The organism is Limosilactobacillus panis, assembly GCF_019797825.1.
In the GTDB taxonomy this organism is placed as follows: Bacteria; Bacillota; Bacilli; order Lactobacillales; family Lactobacillaceae; genus Limosilactobacillus; species Limosilactobacillus panis_A.
Map to the genome: position 1 here is coordinate 1,617,361 of NZ_CP081855.1, position 25,461 is coordinate 1,642,821.

At 43.9% G+C, this 25,461-nt stretch carries 18 protein-coding genes, 5 tRNA genes, 3 pseudogenes and 1 riboswitch; of the genes and pseudogenes, 3 read left to right on the plus strand and 23 right to left on the minus strand.

Features of this window, described 5'->3' with window-relative positions:
- Positions 1-186 precede the first annotated feature (186 nt).
- Positions 187-1,059 (plus strand): annotated as a pseudogene (locus KZE55_RS10540) (IS30 family transposase).
- A 224-nt stretch (positions 1,060-1,283) separates the two neighbouring features.
- On the opposite strand, the pseudogene KZE55_RS07840 reads toward KZE55_RS10540, so the two are convergent.
- From KZE55_RS07840 to KZE55_RS07925, 18 genes and pseudogenes are all read right to left on the minus strand, one after another.
- Positions 1,284-2,460 (minus strand): annotated as a pseudogene (locus KZE55_RS07840) (glycerate kinase family protein).
- Positions 2,461-2,560: 100 nt separating this feature from the next.
- Complete coding sequence (locus tag KZE55_RS07845) at positions 2,561-3,352, minus strand: SGNH/GDSL hydrolase family protein (protein WP_222258036.1); 792 nt, start codon at positions 3,350-3,352, stop codon at positions 2,561-2,563.
- A gap of 28 nt (positions 3,353-3,380) precedes the next feature.
- Positions 3,381-4,706 carry a dihydrolipoyl dehydrogenase family protein gene (locus tag KZE55_RS07850; RefSeq protein ID WP_222258037.1) on the minus strand — a complete coding sequence of 442 codons (1,326 nt, stop codon included), beginning with the start codon at positions 4,704-4,706 and terminating at the stop codon, positions 3,381-3,383.
- Between the two features lie 185 nt (positions 4,707-4,891).
- A complete protein-coding gene (locus KZE55_RS07855; protein ID WP_222258038.1) occupies positions 4,892-5,758 on the minus strand; it encodes a TrmH family RNA methyltransferase in 867 nt (288 codons plus the stop codon).
- Positions 5,759-5,946: 188 nt separating this feature from the next.
- Entirely contained in the window at positions 5,947-6,951 is a 1,005-nt protein-coding gene (locus tag KZE55_RS07860) for a LacI family DNA-binding transcriptional regulator (protein WP_222258039.1), read from the minus strand.
- 489 nt (positions 6,952-7,440) lie between these two features.
- Positions 7,441-8,784 carry a gluconate:H+ symporter gene (locus KZE55_RS07865; RefSeq protein WP_222258040.1) on the minus strand — a complete coding sequence of 448 codons (1,344 nt, stop codon included), beginning with the start codon at positions 8,782-8,784 and terminating at the stop codon, positions 7,441-7,443.
- Between the two features lie 12 nt (positions 8,785-8,796).
- Positions 8,797-10,326, minus strand: coding sequence for a gluconokinase (locus KZE55_RS07870; RefSeq protein ID WP_222258041.1), 1,530 nt, complete (start codon positions 10,324-10,326; stop codon positions 8,797-8,799).
- Between the two features lie 429 nt (positions 10,327-10,755).
- Positions 10,756-12,366, minus strand: a complete 1,611-nt coding sequence (locus KZE55_RS07875) for an IS1182 family transposase (protein ID WP_222257689.1) — start codon at positions 12,364-12,366, stop codon at positions 10,756-10,758.
- Positions 12,367-12,520: 154 nt separating this feature from the next.
- A tRNA-Pro gene (locus tag KZE55_RS07880) sits at positions 12,521-12,594 on the minus strand.
- Positions 12,595-12,646: 52 nt separating this feature from the next.
- Positions 12,647-12,720: transfer RNA gene (locus tag KZE55_RS07885), tRNA-Arg, on the minus strand.
- A gap of 6 nt (positions 12,721-12,726) precedes the next feature.
- Positions 12,727-12,798: transfer RNA gene (locus KZE55_RS07890), tRNA-Gly, on the minus strand.
- Between the two features lie 90 nt (positions 12,799-12,888).
- Positions 12,889-12,970 (minus strand) — tRNA-Leu (locus KZE55_RS07895).
- Between the two features lie 3 nt (positions 12,971-12,973).
- A tRNA-Val gene (locus tag KZE55_RS07900) sits at positions 12,974-13,046 on the minus strand.
- A gap of 68 nt (positions 13,047-13,114) precedes the next feature.
- Positions 13,115-13,756 carry a deoxynucleoside kinase gene (locus KZE55_RS07905; protein ID WP_222258042.1) on the minus strand — a complete coding sequence of 214 codons (642 nt, stop codon included), beginning with the start codon at positions 13,754-13,756 and terminating at the stop codon, positions 13,115-13,117.
- Between the two features lie 148 nt (positions 13,757-13,904).
- The gene (locus KZE55_RS07910) at positions 13,905-15,380 is read right to left on the minus strand and encodes an amino acid permease (RefSeq protein WP_222258043.1); all 1,476 of its coding nucleotides are present in this window, start codon (positions 15,378-15,380) and stop codon (positions 13,905-13,907) included.
- A gap of 104 nt (positions 15,381-15,484) precedes the next feature.
- Positions 15,485-15,660: riboswitch (Lysine riboswitch) on the minus strand.
- A gap of 17 nt (positions 15,661-15,677) precedes the next feature.
- Positions 15,678-16,151 (minus strand): GNAT family N-acetyltransferase, encoded by a 474-nt coding sequence (locus tag KZE55_RS07915; RefSeq protein ID WP_047768735.1) that lies wholly within the window; start codon positions 16,149-16,151, stop codon positions 15,678-15,680.
- Between the two features lie 61 nt (positions 16,152-16,212).
- On the minus strand, positions 16,213-16,887 hold the full coding sequence (locus tag KZE55_RS07920) for a phosphatase PAP2 family protein (protein WP_222258044.1): 675 nt from the start codon (positions 16,885-16,887) through the stop codon (positions 16,213-16,215).
- 126 nt (positions 16,888-17,013) lie between these two features.
- A complete protein-coding gene (locus KZE55_RS07925; RefSeq protein WP_222258045.1) occupies positions 17,014-17,661 on the minus strand; it encodes a metal-dependent transcriptional regulator in 648 nt (215 codons plus the stop codon).
- Between the two features lie 198 nt (positions 17,662-17,859).
- On the opposite strand from KZE55_RS07925, the gene KZE55_RS07930 reads away from it, so the two are divergent.
- A complete protein-coding gene (locus tag KZE55_RS07930) occupies positions 17,860-18,780 on the plus strand; it encodes a cation diffusion facilitator family transporter (RefSeq protein ID WP_222258046.1) in 921 nt (306 codons plus the stop codon).
- A 78-nt stretch (positions 18,781-18,858) separates the two neighbouring features.
- Here KZE55_RS07930 and KZE55_RS07935 read toward each other — a convergent pair whose 3' ends face one another.
- The 4 genes and pseudogenes from KZE55_RS07935 to KZE55_RS07950 form a co-directional block, all read right to left on the minus strand.
- Complete coding sequence (locus KZE55_RS07935; protein ID WP_373842813.1) at positions 18,859-19,548, minus strand: VIT1/CCC1 transporter family protein; 690 nt, start codon at positions 19,546-19,548, stop codon at positions 18,859-18,861.
- Positions 19,549-19,562: 14 nt separating this feature from the next.
- Entirely contained in the window at positions 19,563-20,246 is a 684-nt protein-coding gene (locus KZE55_RS07940) for a VIT1/CCC1 transporter family protein (RefSeq protein WP_222258047.1), read from the minus strand.
- A 194-nt stretch (positions 20,247-20,440) separates the two neighbouring features.
- A pseudogene (ltrA, locus tag KZE55_RS07945) lies at positions 20,441-21,822 on the minus strand (group II intron reverse transcriptase/maturase).
- Between the two features lie 504 nt (positions 21,823-22,326).
- Positions 22,327-22,803 (minus strand): universal stress protein, encoded by a 477-nt coding sequence (locus tag KZE55_RS07950; RefSeq protein ID WP_222258048.1) that lies wholly within the window; start codon positions 22,801-22,803, stop codon positions 22,327-22,329.
- A 267-nt stretch (positions 22,804-23,070) separates the two neighbouring features.
- Here KZE55_RS07950 and KZE55_RS07955 point away from each other — a divergent pair, with 267 nt between their 5' ends.
- Positions 23,071-24,504, plus strand: a complete 1,434-nt coding sequence (locus KZE55_RS07955) for a C69 family dipeptidase (RefSeq protein WP_222258049.1) — start codon at positions 23,071-23,073, stop codon at positions 24,502-24,504.
- Positions 24,505-24,551: 47 nt separating this feature from the next.
- Here KZE55_RS07955 and KZE55_RS07960 read toward each other — a convergent pair whose 3' ends face one another.
- Positions 24,552-25,442, minus strand: coding sequence for a sulfite exporter TauE/SafE family protein (locus tag KZE55_RS07960; protein WP_222258050.1), 891 nt, complete (start codon positions 25,440-25,442; stop codon positions 24,552-24,554).
- Positions 25,443-25,461: the final 19 nt, after the last annotated feature.

Sequence of the window (25,461 nt, forward strand, 5' to 3'; positions counted from 1 at the left end):
AAGACATGTTATACTTTTCACAATTATTATGATATCAGAACTAGTTTATTTTTTAAAGCCCGTTTTGAATAATTTTATTAATTTTAGTTAGCCGGATTTACAATCTAAGTGCAACATCATAAATTAAACAAAAAGGCCATGAAGACCTAAACTTAAATTGACCAAAAAATAAGAAAGGTGATCTTCATGACTCAGATTGATTCTAACATTCCTCGTCACTACCATCAACTAACTAGTGAGCAGCGTAGACAGATTGAGGCACTACATGATCTGAACTGGCCTAATGCCGCAATCGCCAGAAAGCTTCACTGTCATCGGTCAACGACGGGGCCATTTCTTCTTTAAGCTCCTAACCAAACAGCTGGGCAGCCAATTTAACGCGATGAGTGTGGACGAGTTTATTGGCCAGTTCAAGTTAAAGTTTCCTGACCAGTTTTGTCCGTCAACGCCAACTGTTTACCGCTATATTGACCAGGGACGGTTAGCCATTAAGAATCTTGATTTACCACAGAAGCTAAGTCGGCATCTAAAAAAGCACCATCGTTCCCACTCTCGGCAAGCAGTGAAGCGGCTGGGAGTTTCAATTGAAAAACGCCCGCAAAAGATTAATCAGCGCCAACGTCCTTTTGATTGGGAGGGGGGATTTAGTCAAGGGGGTTCGGCGGAAGAATCAACCAGCCCTGATGACCCTAACAGAACGCTTAACGCGCTTTGAGATTGTCATTAAGATTCCCAATTACCGAGCAGGAACCTGTCGTCAAGAGCTTCAGAAGGTGATTAATTACCATCCAAACTGGTTTAACTCGATCACTTTTGATAATGGTGCCGAATTCTCTACATTGGCTAAAATTAGACATGCCAAGATTTACTTCGCTCACCCGTACTCACCTTGGGAACGCGGAAGCAATGAAAACAATAATGGACTGCTTCGTCAATTCTATCCCAAGGGCCAACCCATTAAGCAATCCCTTCTCTACCTCTACCAAGCAGTCCAAGCCCCGCAAGCTTCTTCACTACCACACCGCTCAACAATGTTTTCATCAATATTTAGCTTCATAGCCATGTTGCACTTGAGTTGACAATTCGGGTTTACAAATCAACTAAGAAAATAGCTCTAGTTATTTAAAAACATGATATACTGAAGTCATTCTAAGGCGGTCGCTCTAATTGACAGAGCGCTTAAAAGTCCCTTAGTAACCTAATTTTTTCAATTTCTGTAATTGATAGGTTACTAAGGGACTTTTTATTTATCTGGCAGATTGCAAGAAATAACTTGAACGAATTTAGTGACGTAGATTAAGCAAGAAGATCTCAATTGGTGTATGCCAATTACTTACCCTAATCAAACGCGCAACGTTTTCCGCAGTTTGGGCAATATCATTAGGGGCATCACAAAGAGCCTGTTTTAATGACTTCGCGCCAGCAGGAGTTGCAAAAATCGCATCAATTGCACCTGTCGTATAAAGGCTATTACCCCCCCTACCGATATTACCAGCTAAGACAATCACCGGTGCTTTGGGGGCAACACTCTTGCATGCCTTTGCAACGCCATAGGGGGTCTTGCCAAATTTGGTCTGGAAGTCAATCCCCCCTTCACCGGTAAAAACAAAATCAGCATCAGCAGCTTTTTTCTTTTAATTTTGTAGCGGCAATTACCAAATCTACGCCATGCTGCATCTGAGCATTGGTAAACACTAACAGTCCTGCCCCAAGTCCACCAGCTGCTCCGGCCCCGGCGAGCTTCTCAACTGATTGACCGGTCCTTCTGGTAATCACTTCGGCATAGTGGTGAAGGTTTCGATCAAGAATTTTTACCATTTCCGGAGTTGCTCCTTTTTGGGGGCCGAAAATAGGCGCGGTGCCCTTGGGACCAGTCAATGGGTTCGTGACGTCTGAGGCAATCGCAATTGTTGCTTTAGCGATACGTGGATCAACCTGTGAAGTATCGATCTGCGCTAGTTCAGCTAGCGCCCCACCACCAAACCCAATTGGTTGTCCGTCAGCTTTCAGGAGTCGGGCACCAAGAGCCTGGGCCATCCCGGCACCACCATCGACGGTTGCGCTCCCACCAATTCCAATAATAATTTTCTTGGCTCCCCGTTTAATAGCATTAAGGATCAGTTCACCCGTACCATAGGTGGTTGTAACAAGGGGATTCGCTGTTTTAGCATTGATAAACTGAATCCCGCTCGCGGCCGCCATTTCAATAACCGCTGTCTCGCCATCCCCAAGTAATCCATAGTCCGCATCAACTAAATGATTAAGGGGGTTATGAACTTTTGCGGTAACCAGTTTTCCTGCAGTAGCGTCAACCAGGGACTGGACCGTCCCTTCACCACCATCAGCCATAGGGACTAAAACGTATTCAGCATCTGGATAAACTCTTTTGATCCCCCTAGCCATTGCCTTGGCGGCTTCTTTAGCGGTCAGGCCGCCTTTAAAAGAGTCTGGAGCAATTATAAATTTCGTGGCATATTCCTTCTTCCTTCTACATTAAATCTATGAAGTCGTCCAGCGCTACCGCATCGCTGTCAATCATTATCCACCCTTTCTTTTCGAATTAGCAAATTCTCCCTAACGCTTCTTCAAAAATTGGTAACCATTTTTGCTGGTAACCGGCGCGGGTTGGATGAATTGAATCAGCCATGTATAGTGAAGCCTCACCATGCGGTACTTCCTCATTATGGTAAAGGTCAATGATTGTAAAATGCCATTTGGCCTGCAGCTCAAAGAGACGGTTAACCATTTGCGCATAAAGTTCGTTATCAAAGCAGGGATTAGTGTATATAAATACTGGGACGTGCCAACATACTCTTACATAATTGAGAATATATTCAATGGCTCCTGTAATTGTTTTAACATCGTACTGATCACTACAACTAATCTTACCAAGCAGATTAGGGGCCTTTTTAGCGTCATTTGTAGATAGCTGTAAGACGAAGGCATCCAGTTTTGCTGCCTTGTCGATACTGCGCAGACGGGCAACATAGGAATCATGGGGGAAGAAGGTGTTTTGGTCTACTAACGTTGTTCCAGAGACCGCCTCCTTAATCGCCAGTATGCCATCCCTTTTGGCTAAATAATCGACGAAGGATTCGCCAAGGGCACCATAGCCAAAGGTCACGGAGCTCCCCAGAAAAGCAATCCGCTTGCCTTTTAAAACTGACGGCACCGTTTTAGTAGCGTTGACACCATACTGGGCAGCGTTTCCAGAAAGACGTCTTAGGCCATCAAGGGTGTGAACAAATTGAGGACTTATGCTGCCAAACTTAGCAATCTCGTCTTTGACCTCGTCAAGAGCATACCTCGATAAGTCATTTTCTGTTTTTAATTTTACTAAGATGTCTTGCATGTTTAACCTCTTTTTTTCATATCACAAACTAGGGTAATAGTCCCGCCACCTTGTCGCCAAGGGTCGGATAAATTGCTAGTATTCTCTTCCGGTATTCTTCCCCGCTGATTTTCAAGCCGATAATTGGCAAAAAGTTATTAATATCATCGGCCGCATAATCGCCAATTTCGCTTACACCCACTAGTTGCTGGCCCTTAAATACCAGTGTTAAGGTGCTAACCTGGTCATTTTGTCCGGCGTATAAGCTCCCGTATTTGAGGGGAACCATTTTGACCCGATAGTCAGCATTATCAGCGACATCATCAGCATTAACTCCCACCCGGGCAACTTCGGGAAAGGTAAAGGCTGCCTGCCCAATTGTTGGGTAAACTATTTCCTGGCTAGTCTTACCAGTTAAGTAGTCAAAGAGGTAGTGACCCTCAAATTCAGCTACTGGGGTTAACTTCGGCTGCTTACGGCTCACGACATCCCCAATGGCGTAAACGCCATCGACACTCGTCATCAAGTGCTCATCAACTTTAATCCCGTGGCGATCATGTTCAATTCCGGTGTTTGCTAACGCTAGTCTTTCAACATTTGGGTGCCGTCCCGTGGCATCAAGAATATAGTCAGTTTTAACGGACCCCTGGTTGGTGACAATTTTCAAGCCAGCCGCGGTTTGACTAACCGCTTTAGTGACAGTATTAAATCTAAATTGGATTCCCCGGTCTTGCATTGCTTCAACCAGTGCCCGATCCTCAACCGCAGTAAATTCACGGAGAACCCGGTCAGAATGAACAATCACGGTTACATCAGCTCCAGCTGCAGCGACCAGGGTTGCTAATTCAAGGCCGACAAAACCTGCTCCAATAACAGCAATGCGCTTGGGAAGTTGCTTAAGGGATAGCAGGTCGTAACTCGTGTGCAAATATTTCTTCCCAGGGATGTCGAGAATATTCGGTGCTTGCCCTGTAGCAATAATAATGTGATTAGCCTGATATTGGTAACCATTGACCATAATGGTATGGTCATCAACAAAGTGGGCATAGCCATCCTCAATATCGTGATTACGCTTAATAATTTCCCGCGTCTCAGCTGGCCACGGATTAAAACGTGCCAGTTTAGTCCGCATCAGCGCTTGCCAATCTAGCTGTGCCGGCTGACCGATACCATGATTAAGAAGCTGTTGAGATTGCAGGACAGTTCGGACTGCTCCTTCAAGGAAAATCTTCGGTTCACAACCATAGTTAGGGCAAGTCCCCCCATATTCAAAGCCCTCAATCACTAATACCTTATGACTAGTTCTTGCCAATAGGTTGGCCATTTTATAAGCAGCGGGGCCAGAGCCAATTAAGATTTCGTCATACTTCTTCATACTAATCCCTCCTCAATTAATTAGGCCTAGTGTATCTTATATTATTTGCTGGGTACAAAGATTTGCTTACTTAATTGGTGGCCGACATAGAATACAGAATCCCGCTTTTATTTCAATTCGAACGCTTTTTAATTCTAACGTACGAAAGACTTAGGACCACATCACCGGTCTACTCAATATAGCAACTACCGGGCCTTTTGATTCCCCAGCTCCCAGAAAGCTAAGGCTGAGGCAGCGGCAACATTTAAAGAGTCGACCCCCGGAGCCATCGGAATTTTAATTGTAAAATCACTCTGCATAATTGTCTTCTCTCTTAATCCGGGGCCTTCCGAACCAAGAACGATTGCAAGTTTATCTACCTTAGCCAGCTGGGGATCATCAATACTAACAGTATTATGACGTAATGCCATCGCAGCCGTTTGGTAGCCAAAGTGATGAAGGATGCTAACCCTTTCGGCTTGCCAGGACTTAGCATCTATATAGGTCCACGGTACTTGGAAAACAGTTCCCATTGCTACGCGAGAAGCACGCCGATAAAACGGATCGGCAGAATCACTAGTTACAATTACTCCATCTATCCCCAGTGCCGCTGCTGAACGAAAGATTGCCCCAATATTGGTTGGATTAACCACGCTTTCAAGAACCGCAATCCGGGGATGAATGGGTGGCATCTTGGTCAAAAACTCGGCTAGACAAGGCCGTTTTACCCGATACATTGCTGCAAGCGCACCCCGCAAAAGATTATAGCCGGACAACTGACGAAGAAGGTCACTGCTAGCGACATAAATTGGTGTCTGACCGAGTCCCGTTGTTTTATTGACCGCCATTTCATGGTCCAAGTCGGCTAAATCACGTGTCAAATCCTTTTTTTCCACCAAAAGCGAAGCCGGCCGGTAGCCGGCCCGCAAGGCACGCTCAATTACTTTAGGGCTTTCCGCAATGAATAAGCCCGGTTGAGGTTCCCGAGCGTGAAAAAGCTGCGCTTCATTGAGCCGCACATAGGGGTCTAAGTTAGTTCCTGTTAAATCTGTAAGAAAAATTAAGTTATGCATGTTGAATCTACCTTATTTATAATAATCCGCCGTCACTATAAACTTGAAGTTCTTAAATCAACATTCTGTTGTCAAATTAAAAAAGTAGCACCACTGAATGTCCTTTTTTATTAATGTTGAATAAAGAGCCAATAAACCTAGTTAGCGTTCCTTAATACCTAATTGCCTAAGCAAAGTATATTTATACCCTAAAGTGAATGACGTGCAACAATCTCAACAGGAAGAAAAGTGGTTGAACTGGTATTATCCCCTTTTTTTATTTGGGTAAGGAGTTTATTAGCGGCAATGTTCCCCATCAGCTCCATATCTTGCTTTAGAAGGAAAATCCCATCACCGACATACTGTGACCATTCCCAATCATCAAAGCTAACGAGGCCTAAATCTGTGGGAAATGTCAGATTAAGGTCCTTAAAAATACTGAGTAGGTCGAAAAGGACAGGGCCCATTAGTGATACAACAGCTGTACGACCACCCAAAGCATTAAATTGTTTAAAGAATGTTTTAGCTAACCATCGCCTGTTATGACCACGTGTTTCAATATTATGATAACTTAAACCATTATCTTCCGCCGCTAGTTTAAGGCCAGCAATTCGCGGGATTTGGCCTGATGCTTCAGCATAGTGGGCGCTAATAGTCAAGATATTATTATAGCCACGCTGACTAAGAATTCTCCCTAATCGGTAACAAGCATCTCGGTTAGCACTGGTCACCTTCCCAATAGTTTGGGGTTGGTCATCAACTTCCCGGTCAACAACAACAAGCGGCAGCTTATTCTTTATCGCTAATTCATACTGCGAAAACTGGCGTGAATCTGGTTGGACAATGATTCCATCAACCCGTTGCTGATATAGTCGTTCTAATGCTCGTGCTTCAGTATCAATTGAGTTGCTAGTATTCATTAACAAGATATCATACCCTGCCCCCTGCAACACATCATCAATTCCCTTGGCAAGAAGGGATGAAAAGGGATTGGAAATATCTCCAACCAGGATACCAATTACATAACTTTGTGTCTGCCGAAGACGCTGGGCTGATGCTGTGGGAACAAAATTAAGGTTTCGAATTGTTTTCTCAACTCGTCTTCGAGTTGCTGGCCGCATCTTTTCATAGTGACCATTAAGAATCCGCGAAACGGTAGTTACTGAAACGCCAGCAGCTTTAGCGACTTCTGTAATTGTAATATGTTGTGTCATTGTCATCTTCCTTAGTTGCGCTTGATATTTAGACCTTTGTGACTTCTTATCATTTTACTATCGATTTATTCACACTGTAGTAATAAAGTCATTGATTTCTCGAAAAAAGTAAGTAAAGGATGGATGACAAAATGGTTATTCGCTATCATCCGAATGAGTCTCAAACGAAAGCCAGTAAATATTCACAAAATGGATATATGAAGTGCGTTAACCTAATTTTCCATCACAATTATTGTATAACCATTCGAGAACTAATAATGAGGGTGAGAAAATAAAGTCTTTTCTCACCCTCATTTCAACTGTAAAGGGTCATTATATTCATATTATACGCTAATAGAAGATTTAAAATAACGAAAGTAGAAATAATCTTTTACGGTTTAAGGAATTACCCCGAAATACAATTCTTACAGCATCTTTTCCTTGCGAAGGATTTCTTTATAAAACTATTTCTAGCCCTCTCAAGACCTACGTAAGTATATACTTAAAGTATTAAACAAATAGTGAAATTGTGTATACAGCAGCTAATCCAGCAAGCGCTAAGACAGAAGTTAAAGTTGACCAAGAAAGAAGGGTTTCCTTTAGTGAGAGACCAAAGTATTCTTTGATCATCCAAAAGCCAGCATCATTAACATGATCACAAAAGACGGAACCAGCACCAACAGCTAGGACCATCAGAGCAGCCATCGCGGAATTAGAGCCAAACTGATGTGCCATTGGAGCGACTAAACCGGCGGCAGTCATCGCAGCAACTGTAGATGATCCTAACGATACCCGAAGGATTGCAGTAATGAGCCATGCTGCAAGGATTGGCGAAATATTTGTTTGTGCAAAAAGGGTTGAAATATATTTAGAAATCCCCCCGTCGACAAGGACTTGTTTAAAGGCACCACCACCACCGATAATCAAGAGCATTACAGAAATTTGCTTAATTGACGTAACCATGGAATTAGAGATTTCACTCATGCCCTTGTTTCGCCAAAGCCCCATTGTAAAAATTGCAAAAATCAGTGAAAGAAGCATGGCAAGGTCTGGAGCACCGATGAATTGAATGAATTCATTGATTGAGTTGCTCTTTGGAAAAATAAATGAACAAATAGTGGCAACAGCAATTAAGATAACGGGCATCATCGCTGTTAAAACAGAGATTCCGAATTTAGGAGTCTCATCAATATTGAATTCTTTATATTCACCAATAACCGAAATATCGATATCCTTTCGATAAACTTTAGGATAGGCCTTATGAAGAAACCAGTTAAATACTGGTCCAGCAATTATAATTGTCGGAATTGCGGCAATGATCCCCAGCAAAAGAACATGGCCAAGATTAGCGCCAAGAATACCAGAGATTGCTGTTGGTGCCGGGTGTGGTGGTAAGAAGGCGTGAGTAACGTTCAAGGTCGCAGCCATCGGGATTCCAAGGTACATCAGTGGCATATCAAGCTCACGGGCAATAATAAAGATAATTGGAAGAACAACCACTAAGCCAACCTCAAAGAACAGCGCCAACCCGATGATGAATGAAGCAAGGATAACAGCAACCTGAATCCACCGCCGGCCAAACTTATCAATAAGGGTTGTTGCAATCCGGTAACCGCCACCAGCATCAGAAACAAGTTTCCCAAGCATCGACCCAAAGCCAAAAATAATGGCAAGGTGACCAAGTTGACCACCGATTCCGGTTTCGATAGTTGCCGGAATCTTAGCAAGTGGCAACCCGAGTAAAAGGGCAACGATAAATGAAGTGATAACTAAAGAAACAAAAGTGTTGAGTTTTAATTTAACAATCATAAAAATTAATAAGGCAACACCGATCAAGACAATTAGTAATGGCATAAGTTAACCCTCCTAGTGGGTAGATTCTTGTTGAAGCTCAGCAATTGTTGAATAGGCTGGAGTCAATAATCCTTCAACCTGTTGAAATAGTGGTAGGTATTGTTGATAAACGTGAACGGCACTTTCCTGAGGTTGGTACGAACTAATATCACCGACAAAGTTTTGAACAACGTTAAGACTATTAACGATTCCGAGACTCTTCATTGCCATGGTGATTGCTCCTAAGCAGCCAGATTCAAATGAATTAGGAATATTAACTGGACAATTAAGGACATCTGCAAGCATTTGCCGCCAAACTTCTGCCCGGGCAAAGCCGCCAGTAGCAGTAACGCTGGCTGGTTCACCAACAAGGTCACGAACGGCTTGAAATACAGTTGCAATATTCATGCAGATCCCCTCCATTACAGACCGTAGCATATCAGCACGGGTGTGTAGTTGTGAAAGGCCGAAGAAGCTCCCTCGTGCATTTGCGTTCCACAATGGTGCCCGTTCGCCACCAAGGAAAGGATGAAAAATAAGTCCATGTGCGCCAGCCGGAACCCCTTCAATAACATGATTAGCGAGGGTGTAGGGATCAACATTCTCATTTTTAACGGCATTAGCATCAACCAAATGCTCAACAGCCCATTGGTAAACATCGCCGCCGTTGTTAAGGGGACCACCGACCACCCAAAGGTCATTATCGACTGCATAGCAAAAGAGGCGTTGCTGGGGATCGATTACGGGATGATTAGTAACAACGCGAACCCCAGCCGATGTTCCAATAGTAATTGCAACGGTGTCTTTTCTAATTGCCCCAACTCCCAAATTTGAAAGGGCCCCGTCAAAAGCACCATAAACAAATGGGGTATCTGATGGAATTCCCATCTTTTCTTGGGCCTTATCTGTTAAACCAGATACCTGGGTTGTCCCGTTAACAATGGCTGGCAACTGGCTTTCTTTAACCTTAGTAAGGGCTAGTGCCTGCTCATCCCAGCTCATGGTATTGATATTCATCATCCCTGTACAGGAGGCAATTGAAACATCAACCTTAAATGAGCCAAAGAATTGATAGAAAAGATAAGACTTAATATCACCAAAATAGGCGGTGTTTGCGACTTTTTCTGGTTGCGCTTGGTTAAGCCACATTATTTTGGTTAGTGGTGACATTGGATGAATTGGTGTTCCGGTCTTTATATATAACTGCTGTCCCTCCGGACTACGTTTAAGGTGATTGGCAACTGCTTGTGCTCGGGTATCCGCCCACGTAATTACACGCGAGAGTGGTCGAAAATGTTGATCGAGCAAGATGACACTTTGGTTAGCGCTAGAGAAAGAAACCGCTAACAATTTATCGTTTACAAAATCAATCTTTGCTCCAGCATCGTGAATGACCTTTTCAACAGCATTAAGTATTGCTTCAGGATCTTGTTCGGCCATTCCACTGCTATCCCGATAAAGTGAATAACTTTCATTAAAATGGTCTAATACTCTTGCATGTTCATCATAAAGAACAGCCTTGGTTGAAGTTGTTCCAACATCAACGCCAATAAAGTAGTTCATTTGCATAACATCCTTTTTACATTATTTATCAAAATATTAGGAAAATTGGTTTATCGTTACACCAAATAATATATTATCTTATGTAAGCGATGTCAAGCCATAATTATTAATAAGTGTATCGTTTTCCTAAAAATATAAGAAGCTAATTATTTTATCTGTATAATCTTTACCCAATTAAAAAAGGATGGAAAAACAGTCTCATTTCCTCATCCCAGTTACTTATTAAATGTTATCTGATACGTTATTAAAAAATTTAAGAGCGCCTTTATAGAACCAAGCATTGTATGGCATGATACAAGCCATCGGGCAGTTTTGCCCCGCGATTACTTTATAACGTTTGAAAAGTAAAATAAGAGGCTGGGAATTAACTATTAATTCTTGGTTCTCTAACAGTAAAATCCGGACTATAATTTTTGATCGATTCAAAAATCATAGTCCGGATTTTAAATTATTTATAAAATTAGTCGCCAATCGACTAATTGATTGACCAAATTTCGTTAGATTTAATGCCATCAAGGCTAGCCCAATGTCATTTTCCACAGCCCGTTGTCCGCGTAGATGAGTTCGGCGTATGCCAAAATCCCTCTTCATGTGACCAAAGACTGGCTCAACGTCGAACTTTCGTCGACGATAAATTGCCTTGCCTTCGTCACTTGAGAGGGTTGCTTTTACTTTAGCCTTGTAATAATTCCACGTTGGGTTAACCTGCATATAGCGTTGCCGACCACTTGGTGTTTTTGCCAACTCATCCAATTGTTCTGACAGTTGGTGCTTATCCGCTCGGTAGAGTTTGAAATCACGTTCGAAACCATATTTATCGGTTCGCCTACTATACCGATAAAAGCTAAAGCGAACTCCTAAATGATCGATGTAGTAATCATCTTCGGCATTATACTGCCAATTTTGTGATTTAGTTGGATCGTTTTTAAATTTATGTTTCTGTTCCTTTTGATAAGTTGTGTATGGAATAACAGGCTGCTTTTCAAACTGATCAAGAATCATTGTGTAATTGTACTCACTACCATAACCGGCATCGGCAACGATATGCTTAAAGAAATCTAAAGCATGAAACTGGGTAAGGAATGGCACTAAGGTCCTGGTGTCAGTTGGATTTGAAAAGAGCCCGTAATCAAGGACAAATTGCTTATGTGTAGCGATTTGCAGGTTATAGCCGGGCTTTAACTCCCGATTCATCATCGGATCTTCCTTCATACACATAAAAGTCGCATCATGATCAGTCTTGGAATAGCTATTACGACCTTGGAAGATATCTTCGGCACGTTCATACTTTTTGGCACGCGGAATTAGGTCGTTGCTTAATTGATGGCGAAGTTTTTTTAGAAAACGACGGCGCCGTTTTCTAACTGAACCACCTTTGATGATTTTTGGTTCTTGCTTAATCTCTTCATCTAACTTAGTGATTTTCTCCGCAAGTTCTTGTTCCATTACTTCCATGCCTTCGGCAGAAGTAACCAGCTCGGGTGCCATTTCTTGCACCACTTGTTTTTCTACTAGTTCCTCATAAAGCTTACTCGTCTTTTCTCTTAACTTAGCGTGATACTTTTCAACTGCCCGTCGCCAAGTAAATGAATATTTATTGGCATCGGCTTCTACCTTGGTCCCATCGATAAAAACTGCATCATTTTGAATTAGTCCGTGATCTTTCAAAGCCATGGTAAAGTAAACAAAGGCATGTTTAATTAGCTTACTAGCGTGCTGACTGCGTCGAAAGTTATTAATGGTATGGTAGCTATAAGCATAATCATGAGCTAACCAACGCATTGGCAGGTTCTCATCCAACATCATTTCAATCTTTCTTCCAGAATAAGTTTGACGTGCGTAGGCAAACAAGAGAATCTTAAGCATAATTGCTGGATGCGATGAAGGGCGGCCGGTAGCCGCTCCTGAATCTTCTAATAGCACATTTTGTGGAATCGAGTCGACAAAATCACTAATTAGCCGCGCAATATGATTTTGTGGTAAATCATAGTTATAGCTTAGTACGAATTCGGTTTGTCCTATGGTATAATTTTGATACATGAAAATCGCTCCTTTGGGTTGTTTTGTGGTAATTACATCATATCAGGAACGATTTCCTGTGTACATAAAAACCGGATGATGAATTGTTCAAAAAATTCATCATCCGGTTTTTGCTTTGGACTAGGAGTTTTTTCCCAGCCTCTTATCTTAGTAGTCGGAAATACAAGATTCGAACTTGCGACCTCTGCGTCCCGAACGCAGCGCTCTACCAAACTGAGCTAATTTCCGAAAAAATAAGCGCAACACCTACCCCGTTGGTAGCCGTTACGCTTAACCTTTATGCACCCAGAAGGAGTCGAACCTTCAACCTTCTGATTCGTAGTCAGACACTCTATCCAATTGCGCTATGGGTGCAAGAAAAGCGGAAGACGGGATTCGAACCCGCGACCCCCACCATGGCAAGGTGATGTTCTACCACTGAACTACTTCCGCATAATTATGAGCTATTTAATTGCTATCAACGATTATTAATACTACATGAACCGGTGAAGAATGTCAACACCTTTTTTCAAATAATATTAATGCGGATGAAGGGACTTGAACCCTTACATCAAAAGATACAAGATCCTAAATCTTGCGCGTCTGCCAATTCCGCCACATCCGCATATGGAGGATACAGGGCTCGAACCTGTGACCCTCTGCTTGTAAGGCAGATGCTCTCCCAACTGAGCTAATCCTCCAAAAAATCAAGCTAACCGAACAAGCCAGCTTAATTAATATATCATCCATTCTGATAATTGTCAAACATTTATTTTAAATTTAAGTCTACCAACTTTTGATCAATCATCTGGAGCACTTTCTTGGCTGCGTGCGGGTTCTCCACAAAGTCGTACTTGTCCCCATCAATCAACATCTTAGGGCTCTGATCATACTGTTTATACCATTCTTGGTAGCGCTCATTTAAGTTCTTGTAGTAGTTATAGAGCGACGGATCGTTAGCAATCTGCTCATAAGACCGTCCCCGTTTCTTAATCCGCTTGAGCATCGTATCAAAAGAAACCTGAATCGTGATCAACAGGTTAGGCGCCTTTTGGTGGGGCTGCTCAGGAAGTTCTTCCATCATGTTAGCCAACAGTGAGCTATAAATGTCCGACTCAGTTTGCGTTGCCCGTCCCATATCAGCGTTCAGCTTAAACAATAGGGCATCCTCAAAGATTGACCGGTCCAAGACGTTGAGGTTGTTGCTATAAGATTCCTTAATCTCATCAATCCGCTTGTTTAAAAAGTAAATCTGTAACAGAAAGCCGTATTTCTTGGGGTTCTTATAGAAAAGTGGCAAAATCTTGTTGTCGTCGACTGACTCGTAAAAGGCCTGGCTGTGTAAGTGGTCCGCCAGTAACTGTGTCAGGCTGGTCTTACCAGCACCAATTGTTCCTGCTAAAGCAATCATTATCCTGTTCCTTTCGTTATGATCTGTTAAAAGACACGCTTACTATTCTACCATCGATAAGAAATCGACAACAGGATTAAGAACTAATTTCTCGTAAAAAAAAATCTCCCCGGGAAACTTCGGGAAGACCTTAAAACAATATTATCGACTAACCTTCATACTTTTCACCCTTGGTGCTCTTGCTCAGGTCCATCTTATCTAACGGGATAATGTGTGTCCGGTAACGAATCTTGTAGTAGAAGAACAAGATCAAGAACAGTGGCACACTCATGTAGGTAATCAGGATATTGGACCAATCAAGCTTCGCAAAGGCATCAACGTTTTGCCCACAAATAACGATGATGCACAGGATAAAAGCGAAGATCGGCCCAAATGGGTACAGGGTGGCGTGGTACTTCAGTTCGTTAACCGAGTGACCCTGGGCAATGTAAGCCCGGCGGAAGCGGAAGTGCGAGATGGCGATTCCCAGCCAGGCAATAAAGCCACACAAACCAGAGGCGTCCGTCAGGTATACGTAGGCCTGGGGAACAATGAACTGGGTAGCAAAGGCCAAGGTTGAAATAACCATGGTAAATACCAAGGCATAAATTGGGATTCCCCGCCGGTTAACGTAGCCAAGAAAGCGCCATGCGTATCCCTCCCGGGCCTGAGAATACAGCATCCGGGTTGAGGCATAGAGCCCTGAGTTGGCGGCAGAAATAACGGCGGTTAAGATAACCGCGTTCATGATGCTGGCCGCTACTGCTAAACCAGCCCGCTTGAAGATAATCGTGAACGGACTCATCGTAATATTTTGAACGTTTGAGTTCATCAGGTTCTTGTTAGTGTACGGCAATACACAGGCAATGACAAAGATTGCCAAGATGTAGAATAGCAGGATCCGCCAGAAGGTAGAATGGATGGCCTTAGAAATCGACTTCTCAGGCGTTGCCGCTTCCCCGGCCGTAATACCGACCAGTTCCGTCCCCTGGAAAGAGAACCCGGCAACCAGGAACACGCTAATAATGGCGGGAACCCCACCAACAAATGGGGCCTGCTTGTAATGGAAGTTTGAAAGGCCCACTGGCTTACCGCCCATGATTCCAAAAATAATTGCAATTCCAACAACCAGGAAGAAAATAACGGTAATGACCTTTACAAGGGCCAGCCAGTATTCCGTTTCTCCATAGGAACGAACCGACAACCAGTTAATCAAAAAGATCAGGGCTAAGACGATGGTGCTGAATACCCAGCTAGGAACGTGGGGTAGCCAGAAATTCATCACAATTCCGGCACTGGTGACGTCAACCGGGATGGTAATCGCCCAGTTAAACCAGTAATTCCACCCCATCGCAAAACCGAGAGCTGGGTCCACAAACTTCGTTGAGTATGCAGAGAACGATCCCGTTAGCGGCATATAGGTTGCCATCTCACCAAGACTAGTCATCAAGAAGAAAACCATGATTCCCATGATGACATAAGCCGTTAGAGCTCCACCAGGTCCGGCCGTCGAAATTGCCGAACCACTAGTGATAAATAGCCCGGTCCCAATGGTTCCCCCAAGGGCAATCATTGACAGGTGCCGAGTCTTTAATGTTCGTTTAATGTGGCCAGTCGAATGCTGGTTCTGTGTCTCTTCTGCCATTAAATAAATCCTCCAAACAAACAGATTTTGAAGAGGGTAATTAAAAAGTCTGCTAACGGCTCATCCCGTTAGCAGACTCAATTAACTTCTTAATTATTGAATCACTCGTCGGAAGCGCCCCGCGGTAAATCCGCGACAGTCCATGACCTCTTAAGCCATGACCCAACAAACTGAAAAATAAGTTCCAGCCTGTTTCGGCGTTTTTCCCTTCCACTCACTGGTCCAGTGCTTATTCACCTCACAGCGGCTACTATTGAAAAACGCAACCTCTCCATTTTGTAAAATATTATACTCTGATTAACTCCGAGTGCAAGCGGGCCTTCGCCAGATTAACCGCTTACCTTCCCGGCCAGTTAGCCGAAAACCAGAATTTTTCAAGACGTGCTGGGAGCGCTCATTGTCTTCATCGGTGGTGGCCACGATTGCCAGTGGGGTCCCATCCAAGAAACCCCGCAAGGCCTCGGTCATGACCCCCTGCCCCCATACGGACCGACGTTCAAGGTAACCAATCTCACATTCATTGGTTAAAAGCGTCGGGTTAGTCTGGTCGGCGGTAATGAGGCCTAACAATTTAGTTGGGTCCTCCTTCTGATAAATACCAAACACTTGGACCGCTTGTAAAAACATTTTAATCTCAAAGCTGCTTGCCGGTAATGACGTGAAGCTGATATGGGCAGCGTCCAATAACTCTGGATCAGCCAGCACCTGGGCAACCTGGTGGTCATTATCGGTAATCAGTGGTTTAACTATTAGTCTCTTTGTCTCTATCATGAATATTTCCCGGGCAATAAAAAAGGAGTTGTAACTAGGTCACAGCTCTTTTCTTGTTTCATTAAATAATCGAATCTTCTAACATTGGAATCCGTTGCAGGCGCGGCGCCCAAGCAACGTACAGCCATTCAGCAACCTGGAGCCATGCATACGCCAGCAACATTGCCCCAATCGTATCGAAAGGCCAGTGGGCGTACAGGTAAACTCGCGAAATTGCCAAGAAGAAAATAGCAAATACTAATAAGATCTGGCAAATAGTCCGCACCGACCGCCGCTGGATCAACGGCAAAACCACTAATAAGAGAATTGCCGCAATCAAAAAGATTCCTAAAGTATGACCACTTGGGAAACTATAACCGTCATCAGTTGGGAGATGCTGCGCAGGTCGGGCCCGCTTAACAATGTGCTTAAAGACCCCGCCAAAGAAGTCCCCACCGATCAACGTGCAGACCGACCAAATTGCGGGAATCTTACATTGCCTCAACCATAGAAAAACGGCAATGATGATCACCCAGATGATATCCATCTTCGGGCTAGCAATAAACGACAAGAAGGTCATCAAGGCGTGGAACCAGCCGATGCCTTCAAGGCGCTGGCTGGTGAAAAGTGATTGCAGGACGGCGTCCATCATCGTTGCTACCGAAGAATTAAACTTGATCAATAGCAATAAGATGATAAAGAAGCCTCCACTAAATGCAAATCGACGCCAGCGATGATTATCGCGTTCAATAAACATATATGATTACTCCTAATTTTAATTTTTAGCAATTATTTTGAGTATACCACAAGTCAATTTACTCGCGCAGCGCTTTGTTAAAAAAACAAGCGGGAAAGACAATTGCCTCCCTCGCTTGAATTCTCCTTATTTAATAAAAATATTATGGGCCGCCTTGTAGGACACGTTGATTTCCTTGTCACTGCCATCCTTTTCAATGACAATTGGTCCCTCGAACGGTTCGTGACGGATAACCTTGACTGTTTCGGAAGGACGCAGTTGCAGTTCTTCTAGGTAAGTCAACAGCTCGTGATTATCTAAGAAGCGCTCTAATTCGACCTCTTCACCATCCTCGGCATCAGCTAATAAGCGGTGACTGACGTCAGGGAACTTGCCGTTAGCTGAAGGAATAACCCCACCGTGGGGGCAGTGTTTGGGGTGCTGTAAATAGTCATCTAAGGCGGTTGCCAATCGATCGCTCGTCTGGTGCTCCAGAATTTCTGCTTCTGAGTGAACATCCGCAAAGTTGTAATTTAACTTATCCACTAAGAATGTTTCCCATAGCCGGTGCTTTCGCACTAATTCTGCCGCATACTTTTGGCCCTTTGCTGTCAATGAAATTCCGGCGTATGGTTCGTGAACAACGAGCCCCTCGTCGGCCAACTTGGAAATCATTTCGGTCACTGAACCAGCAGCAATTCCTAATCCTAATGAAATTTCCTTGTTGGAAACTTTCTTATGACTACCGCCGAGCTCAAAGATGATTTTCAAGTAATCTTCCTTCATTGGAGTCAATCTAGTTCACCTCTCAATAAATTTTTTGGCCTTCGAACGGTCATAACACAATAACTCGATATTGAATATATTACGATTATAGCATAATATAAAACCGAGTAGTTTGGATTGCCTAACTTTTTCGTTAGCTACAATCATTCATTTTAATACAATATTATTAAAAATTGCAATCAATATGCAGAGGAGCATTCAGTAATAATGAAAGAGAGAATCACGGGGCAACGTTTCCTAGCCGTTACCCTGCTAAATGTCTTAATCACAGTCGTTGAAATTATCGGGGGGCTGATTTCTGGTAGTCTAGCCCTGCTTTCCGACGCCTTCCACAATATGGGCGATTCCTTTTCCATCATTTTAGGTTATTTTGCGCAGCAAATCGGTGGCCGGCCAGAAACCCGGAAAAGTACGTATGGTTACCGGCGGGCGGAAATCCTCTCAGCCCTTACCAACAGTCTCTTATTGGTAATTATTGTCATCTTCTTAATTGGTGAGGCCATCCAACGGTTAAGTCATCCCCAACACATTAACGGGACAATTATGATGGTTGTCGCCATTGTCGGGCTTGTCGCCAACTTCCTATCCGCCGCCCTCCTTCATTCCGGCAGTCATGACAATTTAAACGTCAAGGCAACCTACCTCCACGTTCTGAGTGACGCCCTTTCGTCGGTTGCCGTTATCATCGGCGGAATCATCTTGATCTTTGTCAACGTTCCGTGGTTAGACCCACTCCTAACTATTGCGGTTGCTATTTACATTGCTTACGAATCACTGCCAATTATCAACCAGACCATTCGGATTCTGATGCAGTCGTCGCCCGACCTCGACTACGAGGCGATTGCTAAAGACCTGACAAGCATTGACGGCGTCGATGCCGTTCACCACGTCCATGCGTGGATGATTGATGAACACCACATCATCTTTTCTGCCCACCTCAACTGCGAGGATAAGCCCCTCAGTCAGATTGAACAGATTTACTCCCAGGTGGAAAAGCTTTTACGCGAAAAGTATGGAATTTGCCACATCACTCTCCAAGCAGAGTGTAGCCGTGGCAAAGGCGAAGAGCTCTTTAACACCGTTGCTGACGAACGGGAAATGATCAATGATCATCACATTAACAAATAAATCTAATTACAAAAGAAGCTGGCGAGAAACCATTGTTTTCTCCCAGCTTTTTTGTATAGGTATAAATACTAATTTATTTTAGAACAACTTACCGACACCGTAGTGGATGGTAATTGTAATCAACCCAATGATAATGTTTCGAATAACCGCAATCTTGACTAAACCGTTACCGAGCTTTGAACTGATAAACGCTGTTAGAGCACTTGTTAAAATAACCGCCAGAATAACGGCAATCCACTTGTCGGCTTCGGGGGCAAAAGTCATTGCCATCAGCGGGAAAAGTCCCCCCGCAGCAGCCGAGAATAAAGACGAAAAAGCGGCGTCCCACGGGTTCAGGTAGTGCCCTAACTCGATATCATACTTAACCCGGACAACTGTTTCAAGCGGCTTCTTCTTTAATAGATCACGAGCAATGGCCATTGAGGTTTCGGGACTAACTCCTTTATCAACGTAGTACTTTTGAACGGCGGCCAGTTCGCCTTCAAAATCGGTCTTCAATAATTTTTCTTCATGGGCAACCGCAGATTTTTCGGTATCCTTTTGGGTAGAAACGGAGGCATATTCCCCAGAGGCCATCGAAAAGGCACAGGCAAGCAGATCTGATAAACCAGCAATGAAAATTGTAAAACGGTCTGTCGTTGCGGCGGCCACGGAAACCAGGACCCCAACAACCGTTAAAATACCGTCATTAGAACCTAAAACACCGGCACGGAGGGTATTCAGTTTTTCTTCCATCGTTTGCTTTTGACGCTTTTTCCACATTTCCATCAAAAATCATCCCCCTAACGTGCAAATAACTGACCAATCACGAAAGTAACACCCATCGTGAGCAGGCCAGCAGCGGCGTTTCTAATCATTGACTTAACGCGGTTCGACTTTCCGAGGACTGCCGCAAAGTAACCGGTAATCAGCAACGCAATTAAAACCGCCACCATGGTAGCAATTATCCGGACATTGGCAGGCGCCATCGTTACCGCCACCATTGGTAGAATCGACCCGGTTGGAAACGATATGAAAGAAGCAATGGCTGCTGCATATGGGCTAGTAAAGTCCTGGGGATTAAAGCCATACCGTTCTTGAACAGCCGTCCCAAGCGAATCTTTTTTCATTAATTCAGTGGTTGCTTGGTGAGCTAGCTTTGGATCAATATCTTGCGCTTCATACTTTTTTTGAACATAATTAAATTCTTGTTGGTACTGGTCGTCAAGCCGTTGCCGTTCGCTAATTAACGCCATCTTTTGTGAATCCTTTTGGGTGGACACAGAAACGTATTCTCCCATACACATGGAAATCATCCCCGCAAGACTACCCGATAGTCCAGAAATCAAAATTGAATAGGCATTACTCGTCGCTGCAGCAACACCGATAACAATTCCGGCAACTGAAATAATGCCATCATTAGCTCCCATTACACTTGCACGGAGGACATTGACCTTCTGAGCTAATGACATCTTTTTCTTTGGCATATTTCTTCCTCCTTCGTGCCAGTTTAGAATCATTATAACATAATAATTGATATCTTCAAATGTTTTATTGAATTTATGCTTTGCAGATTAGAATCGTTAAAAGTCAAATAATCGAGTAGGAGGTAATTGATTAGTTCAATTACCGACCTCTCACACCACCGTACGTACGGTTCCGTATACGGCGGTTCGACAACTTAATCACTTTGAATTGACTGGAGCGTCTTGGACATATTTATTAGTCCAAGGTGCTCCAGTTTTCTATTTGTTAGAGAATAACTCAAAGTCTTACTGTGTGCGTTCGCCAGTAGCCCTTACGGGTACTAGCGAAGACATATGCATCACGATAAGACAATCCGAGCCTTTGTAAGTTAGTAATCTTAGTTTTGAATTTCTTCCATTGCTTCCAGATATATTGCCTTATTCGCGCCCTTAACCACTGGTCAAGTCGTTGAATAAAGCCAGTCAGTTTCCCAATTGAGTAATATTGAAGCCAACCCCGCATTTTGCGATGAATTTCCTCAAACATTTGCTCAATGGATACTCCCCGATTGCGCTTTGTTAACAGCTTTAGTGCTTGCTTAACTCGCTTTTGTGATTGCTTGGCCGGTCGGGCATAGGCACCGTTACGGTCTACACCTAGTGAAAAGCCAAGAAACTTCAATCTTAGGGGACTACCAACTTTAGTTTTATCTGGATTAACTTTAACCTTCAATTGCTTTTCGAGAAAATGGGTAATACTGCGCATTACTCGTTCTCCCGCCCGTTGACTTTTAACATAAATATTACAATCATCCGCATAGCGTACAAAGTGATGGCCACGTCTGGTCAACTCTTTATCCAACTCATTTAGGTAAATATTCGCCAGTAATGGTGATAATGGTCCACCTTGCGGCGTTCCTTTGTCACTCCTAGCGAAAAGCCCATGATCTAAGACCCCGCTAGTCAAAAACTTGCGGATAAGTCTTAGCGTCCATGGGTCATTAATATATTGTTGGAGGTACTTAATCATCAAATCATGGTTGACGTTATCGAAATAGGCCTTCAGGTCTAAGTCGACTACTCTTCGATATCCCTGATTATATAGTTTAACTACCTTTGCGATTGCGTCTTGGGCTCCACGATGAGGGCGAAAGCCAAAACTATTATCCGAGAAAATACGCTCAAAGATTGGCGTGAGCACTTGGGCAACTGCTTGTTGGACCATGCGGTCCACTACCGTTGGTATCCCTAGTTTTCTCACTCCACCGTTGGGCTTGGGAATTTCCACTCGTTTAACCGGTACTGGCTTATAATTGCCTTCACGTAGGTTGGTGATTAACTCCGTTTTATTTTCTCTAAGATATTGCAGGAGGCCATCGACAGTCATATCATCAATGCCCGCTGCTCCTTTATTTCTCTTAACTCGCAAATAAGCCTGGTTCAGGTTATTGCGGTCCAAGACTTGGTCTTGGATAGTGACACTCATACCTTTACCTTCACCATAATCGGTACTACGCGCCCTTGTGTACTTTCGGTTTTCCAAACCTATCCTCGACAAGCGGTCAGCTTGTGGTTCTGTTTTCTGCGATTGTCGCACCTGATTACACCTCCGATATAAGTTATAAGTTATTGTCGTTCGGTCCTTCATCTAATTAATTAGACTACTATGACCTCGGCTGACTTCTGGCTTACTCAACACAACATCACTGCTATGCTTGCTTCTGTGGAATTTCATTCATTCCTCTTGTCGGAAACGTGTAGGTCAGATCTCCCCGGGTAAGAATATTAACTTTCGTACCATGTCACCGTTAGCTTTACTGAAAGCAACTTCGAGTAGTATTGGACTTTAGTTTGTCTAGCAACCTTATCCAGTTACTCTCAGCCTTATAGCTACTTCTTGTTCATCGGTGCAGCACTTTGCCTTAGACTTCCTTCAGATTCCACCTCACAGCGGACACCCTTGTCCTCGGCTCATGGTTCCGACTACTACGGCCCATAGTGGACTTTCACCACCTAGCTAATACCCATGCCGGGCGCACTAGATGTAAAAAGCGATAGCCAATTGACTATCGCTTTTCTTAATCATGAGCCCTTATTGGGTTTATTCATAAGTTTGTACTGCAGTTGTCCGAATAACGAATACTGAAGTTCCCGCATAACGTGTCATGTACGAAGCTTGAGATCCAACCGCTTTCCGGTTCCCCCACTTACCAATTGAACCAATAATCAACAGGTCCGGTTGGAAAGCAGGAATAACATGGTTGCAAATCCGTTCAGCTGGACGTTCACCATGGTCAACAATTCCCGTAATCTTCTTCGGGTCAACACCGTAATTAATGGCAGCTTGAACGTATTCGTTAACCCGCTTTTTTAATTCAGATTCACTACTATGAACATAGTCCTTATCGAGAATTTGGTAAACATTAATGTGACCAGTTTCCAAAATAGAAACAATTCCTAATTCGGAACCGTCCCGCTTAGCCTTATCAACAGCATATGAAAAAGCTGCCCGGGCATCTGGTGCATCATCGACACCAACGAGGATCTTCTTGAACTTCTTTGGCTTAATTTCAAACATTAGTATTCCCCTCTCTAGGTTCTCTTAACAGCAAACAGTATGCCAATTTGCTATTAACTTCCAATAACTATGTTACTACTAATCTTTAATTTGTAAATAATTATTTTGGCTATCCTAAAACAAAAGTCAAAAAAGAAGGATTTAATCTTTCTAAATTCACTACTTTCCTAAATAGCATTTTTTATCAACTAGTTATCCACTTAATTTAAAGTGTTATTATTAATGGTAAGTGAATTGTTATTATTTATGAAAGGAATTGTGACCAAGATGAAAAAAGAGTTATCCAGCTGTACAGCCATGCTCGTTGGTAAGAACGCCACAATCGATGGCTCAACAATTATTGCCCGTGATGAAGATGGTGAAGACGGGGTTAACCCCAAGACGTTTCGGGTCTTTCCCGCTAAGGATTACACCGGCGAAGAATATACATCCGCTTATAACGGCCTAAAGGTAACGATGAGTGGCAAGGGCTGCCGCTTCACCGCGACCCCAAATGGAGACCCCGCAATTGGCCGGTGGGATGAACAAGGAATCAATGAATTCAATGTTGCAATGAGTTCAACAGAAACGGAGAACACGAACCCCCGTGTTCTTGGCCACGACCCACTTGTTAAGAATGGGGTAAATGAGGACTCAATGCTCTACCTCGTCCTGCCATTTATCAAGTCCGCCCGTGAAGGGGTTAAGCGCTTAGGCAGTTTAATTGAAAAGTATGGAACGGGGGAGACTAACGGAATTGCTTTCTCTGACAAGGACGAAGTTTGGTACTTTGAAACAGCTGGTGGGCACCAATGGGTTGCCCAACGGATTCCAGACGACTGTTATGCAATTGCCCCGAACAACATGTGTATCCAGGAAATCAGCTTCGATGATCCCAATAACTTCATGTACGCCAAGGGAATTGAAAAGTTTGTTGAGGACCACCACTTGAACCCATATCCCGGCAAGTTCAACTTCCGGAAGATTTTTGCTACGGAAAACGAAGCGGATGCTTACTACAATACCCCACGGACCTGGTATGGGCAGAAGCTGTTCAACCCTTCTATTGATCAGGAGCCAACTAGTCAAGACATGCCGTTCATTCGGAAGCCGGAGAAGAAGATTGCAATCGAAGACGTTGAATACTTCCTTTCTTCCCACTATAACCAAACCCCATTTGACCCAATGGGCACCTACTCCAGTGGTACGCCTGACGAGCAAAAGCGGTTCCGTTCCATCGCTTTAGACCGGAACCAGAGTTCGTGCATCATGCAAATTCGGAATGATGTCCCGGCCGAGTACGCAGCAATTCAGTGGATCAACTTTGGCTTCTACTGCTACAGCCCGTATGTCCCATTCTTTACCAATATCAATGACACCCCTGCCAACTACGCTTACGCAACCCAGGATGTCCAACCGGAAAAGAGTGCCTACTGGATGTACAAGATGCTTGAGGTAATCGTTGAACCACGCTACCACGAATTCATCAACGAAGTAAACGCCTTTCGCGACGACGCCCAAAGCTACGGTGTTGGCCGGGTAGACAAAATCACCGCGGGTGCCAAGGGCAAACGTGGCGATGACCTGATTAACTACCTGACGCAGGCCAACATGGAAAGTGCCAAGCACGTTACTGAAGAAGGCCGCAAGCTAACCACCAGTTTAGTTCGGCAAACACTATTAAACTCCAAGTTCCAATTCGAACGTGGTGACAACCTATAAAATTAAAAGAAGTCAGCGTAAAAGCGTTCGCTTTACGCTGACTTCTTTTATTCTGCCGCCAATTTAAATTTCCGGCTTCCCTCAATCAGCATTAGGGCTGAGGTGTAAACCATTACCAAGATCACCAACCACATTATGAACGTCACGTTCAAGTGCTTGACGAAATGAATAGCAACGAACACTCCTAGGCAGCCACAGGCCGTGATTGAGATTGCCGGGGCGCGGGCATAGTCATCACGTCTAATAAACACACCAGCAGCAATCGGCATTACAGACGCGCACGAGGACATCATAATAGGAAAAGCAACCAACGGACTCAGGCCAAGTAAGTACACGAGGGCCATGCACGGTGCGTAGAGACCAATACCAACATTCATCAAAGAGCCTAAGATAAAGTTGACAGCACAGGCAACAACTAGTTTCCACCCATATAGGCCCGTAGCAACGTTGTGGGCCCCTAGTTTAGTGGTTACCCCCGTAACAGAGAGAACCATCAAAACGGCCGTGACGGCTAACGCACACCCCACCGTTACCTGCACCTTCTTTTCATCGAAGCGAACCACGATTCGGGAACCAATGAACGCCCCCAACATTGCTGACAACATCATCGTTAATAGCGTCAGGCCACTAACCTTAACCATCTTGATGTAGGAAAAGGCCTCGGTCATCACCGGGATGGCACAGGCGGCATTCAAAGTTCCCGGGAGCAAGCGGTCATTCTTCAAAGATTTGGTCAACTTTAGTAGCATCGTCGTTGGGGCAAAGGACCCAATCCCTAATGTATCAAAGAAGTTAGTCGTAAAGCCAATGGGCCCCGTAACCAACATGTTACCGTCATTGATTCGTTTCCGATTGACGAAGAGGTCATGACCGTAGTTATATACCTGGTAAAGTAAAAGTGCCCCTAAGATCAGCCGGGTCAGCAGTGTTGCATCCATTTCTCTTTCTCCTCAAGTT

Excerpts from the sequence above, each read along its gene's own strand:
- KZE55_RS07845 (WP_222258036.1), bottom strand. The coding sequence starts at position 3,352 with ATGCAAGACATCTTAGTAAAATTAAAAACAGAAAATGACTTATCGAGG.
- KZE55_RS07850 (WP_222258037.1), bottom strand. The coding sequence starts at position 4,706 with ATGAAGAAGTATGACGAAATCTTAATTGGCTCTGGCCCCGCTGCTTAT.
- KZE55_RS07855 (WP_222258038.1), bottom strand. The coding sequence starts at position 5,758 with ATGCATAACTTAATTTTTCTTACAGATTTAACAGGAACTAACTTAGAC.
- KZE55_RS07860 (WP_222258039.1), bottom strand. The coding sequence starts at position 6,951 with ATGACACAACATATTACAATTACAGAAGTCGCTAAAGCTGCTGGCGTT.
- KZE55_RS07865 (WP_222258040.1), bottom strand. The coding sequence starts at position 8,784 with ATGCCATTACTAATTGTCTTGATCGGTGTTGCCTTATTAATTTTTATG.
- KZE55_RS07870 (WP_222258041.1), bottom strand. The coding sequence starts at position 10,326 with ATGAACTACTTTATTGGCGTTGATGTTGGAACAACTTCAACCAAGGCT.
- KZE55_RS07875 (WP_222257689.1), bottom strand. The coding sequence starts at position 12,366 with ATGTATCAAAATTATACCATAGGACAAACCGAATTCGTACTAAGCTAT.
- KZE55_RS07905 (WP_222258042.1), bottom strand. The coding sequence starts at position 13,756 with ATGATTGCTTTAGCAGGAACAATTGGTGCTGGTAAGACCAGCCTGACA.
- KZE55_RS07910 (WP_222258043.1), bottom strand. The coding sequence starts at position 15,380 with ATGGCAGAAGAGACACAGAACCAGCATTCGACTGGCCACATTAAACGA.
- KZE55_RS07915 (WP_047768735.1), bottom strand. The coding sequence starts at position 16,151 with ATGATAGAGACAAAGAGACTAATAGTTAAACCACTGATTACCGATAAT.
- KZE55_RS07920 (WP_222258044.1), bottom strand. The coding sequence starts at position 16,887 with ATGTTTATTGAACGCGATAATCATCGCTGGCGTCGATTTGCATTTAGT.
- KZE55_RS07930 (WP_222258046.1), top strand. The coding sequence starts at position 17,860 with ATGAAAGAGAGAATCACGGGGCAACGTTTCCTAGCCGTTACCCTGCTA.
- KZE55_RS07935 (WP_373842813.1), bottom strand. The coding sequence starts at position 19,548 with ATGGAAATGTGGAAAAAGCGTCAAAAGCAAACGATGGAAGAAAAACTG.
- KZE55_RS07940 (WP_222258047.1), bottom strand. The coding sequence starts at position 20,246 with ATGCCAAAGAAAAAGATGTCATTAGCTCAGAAGGTCAATGTCCTCCGT.
- KZE55_RS07950 (WP_222258048.1), bottom strand. The coding sequence starts at position 22,803 with ATGTTTGAAATTAAGCCAAAGAAGTTCAAGAAGATCCTCGTTGGTGTC.
- KZE55_RS07955 (WP_222258049.1), top strand. The coding sequence starts at position 23,071 with ATGAAAAAAGAGTTATCCAGCTGTACAGCCATGCTCGTTGGTAAGAAC.
- KZE55_RS07960 (WP_222258050.1), bottom strand. The coding sequence starts at position 25,442 with ATGGATGCAACACTGCTGACCCGGCTGATCTTAGGGGCACTTTTACTT.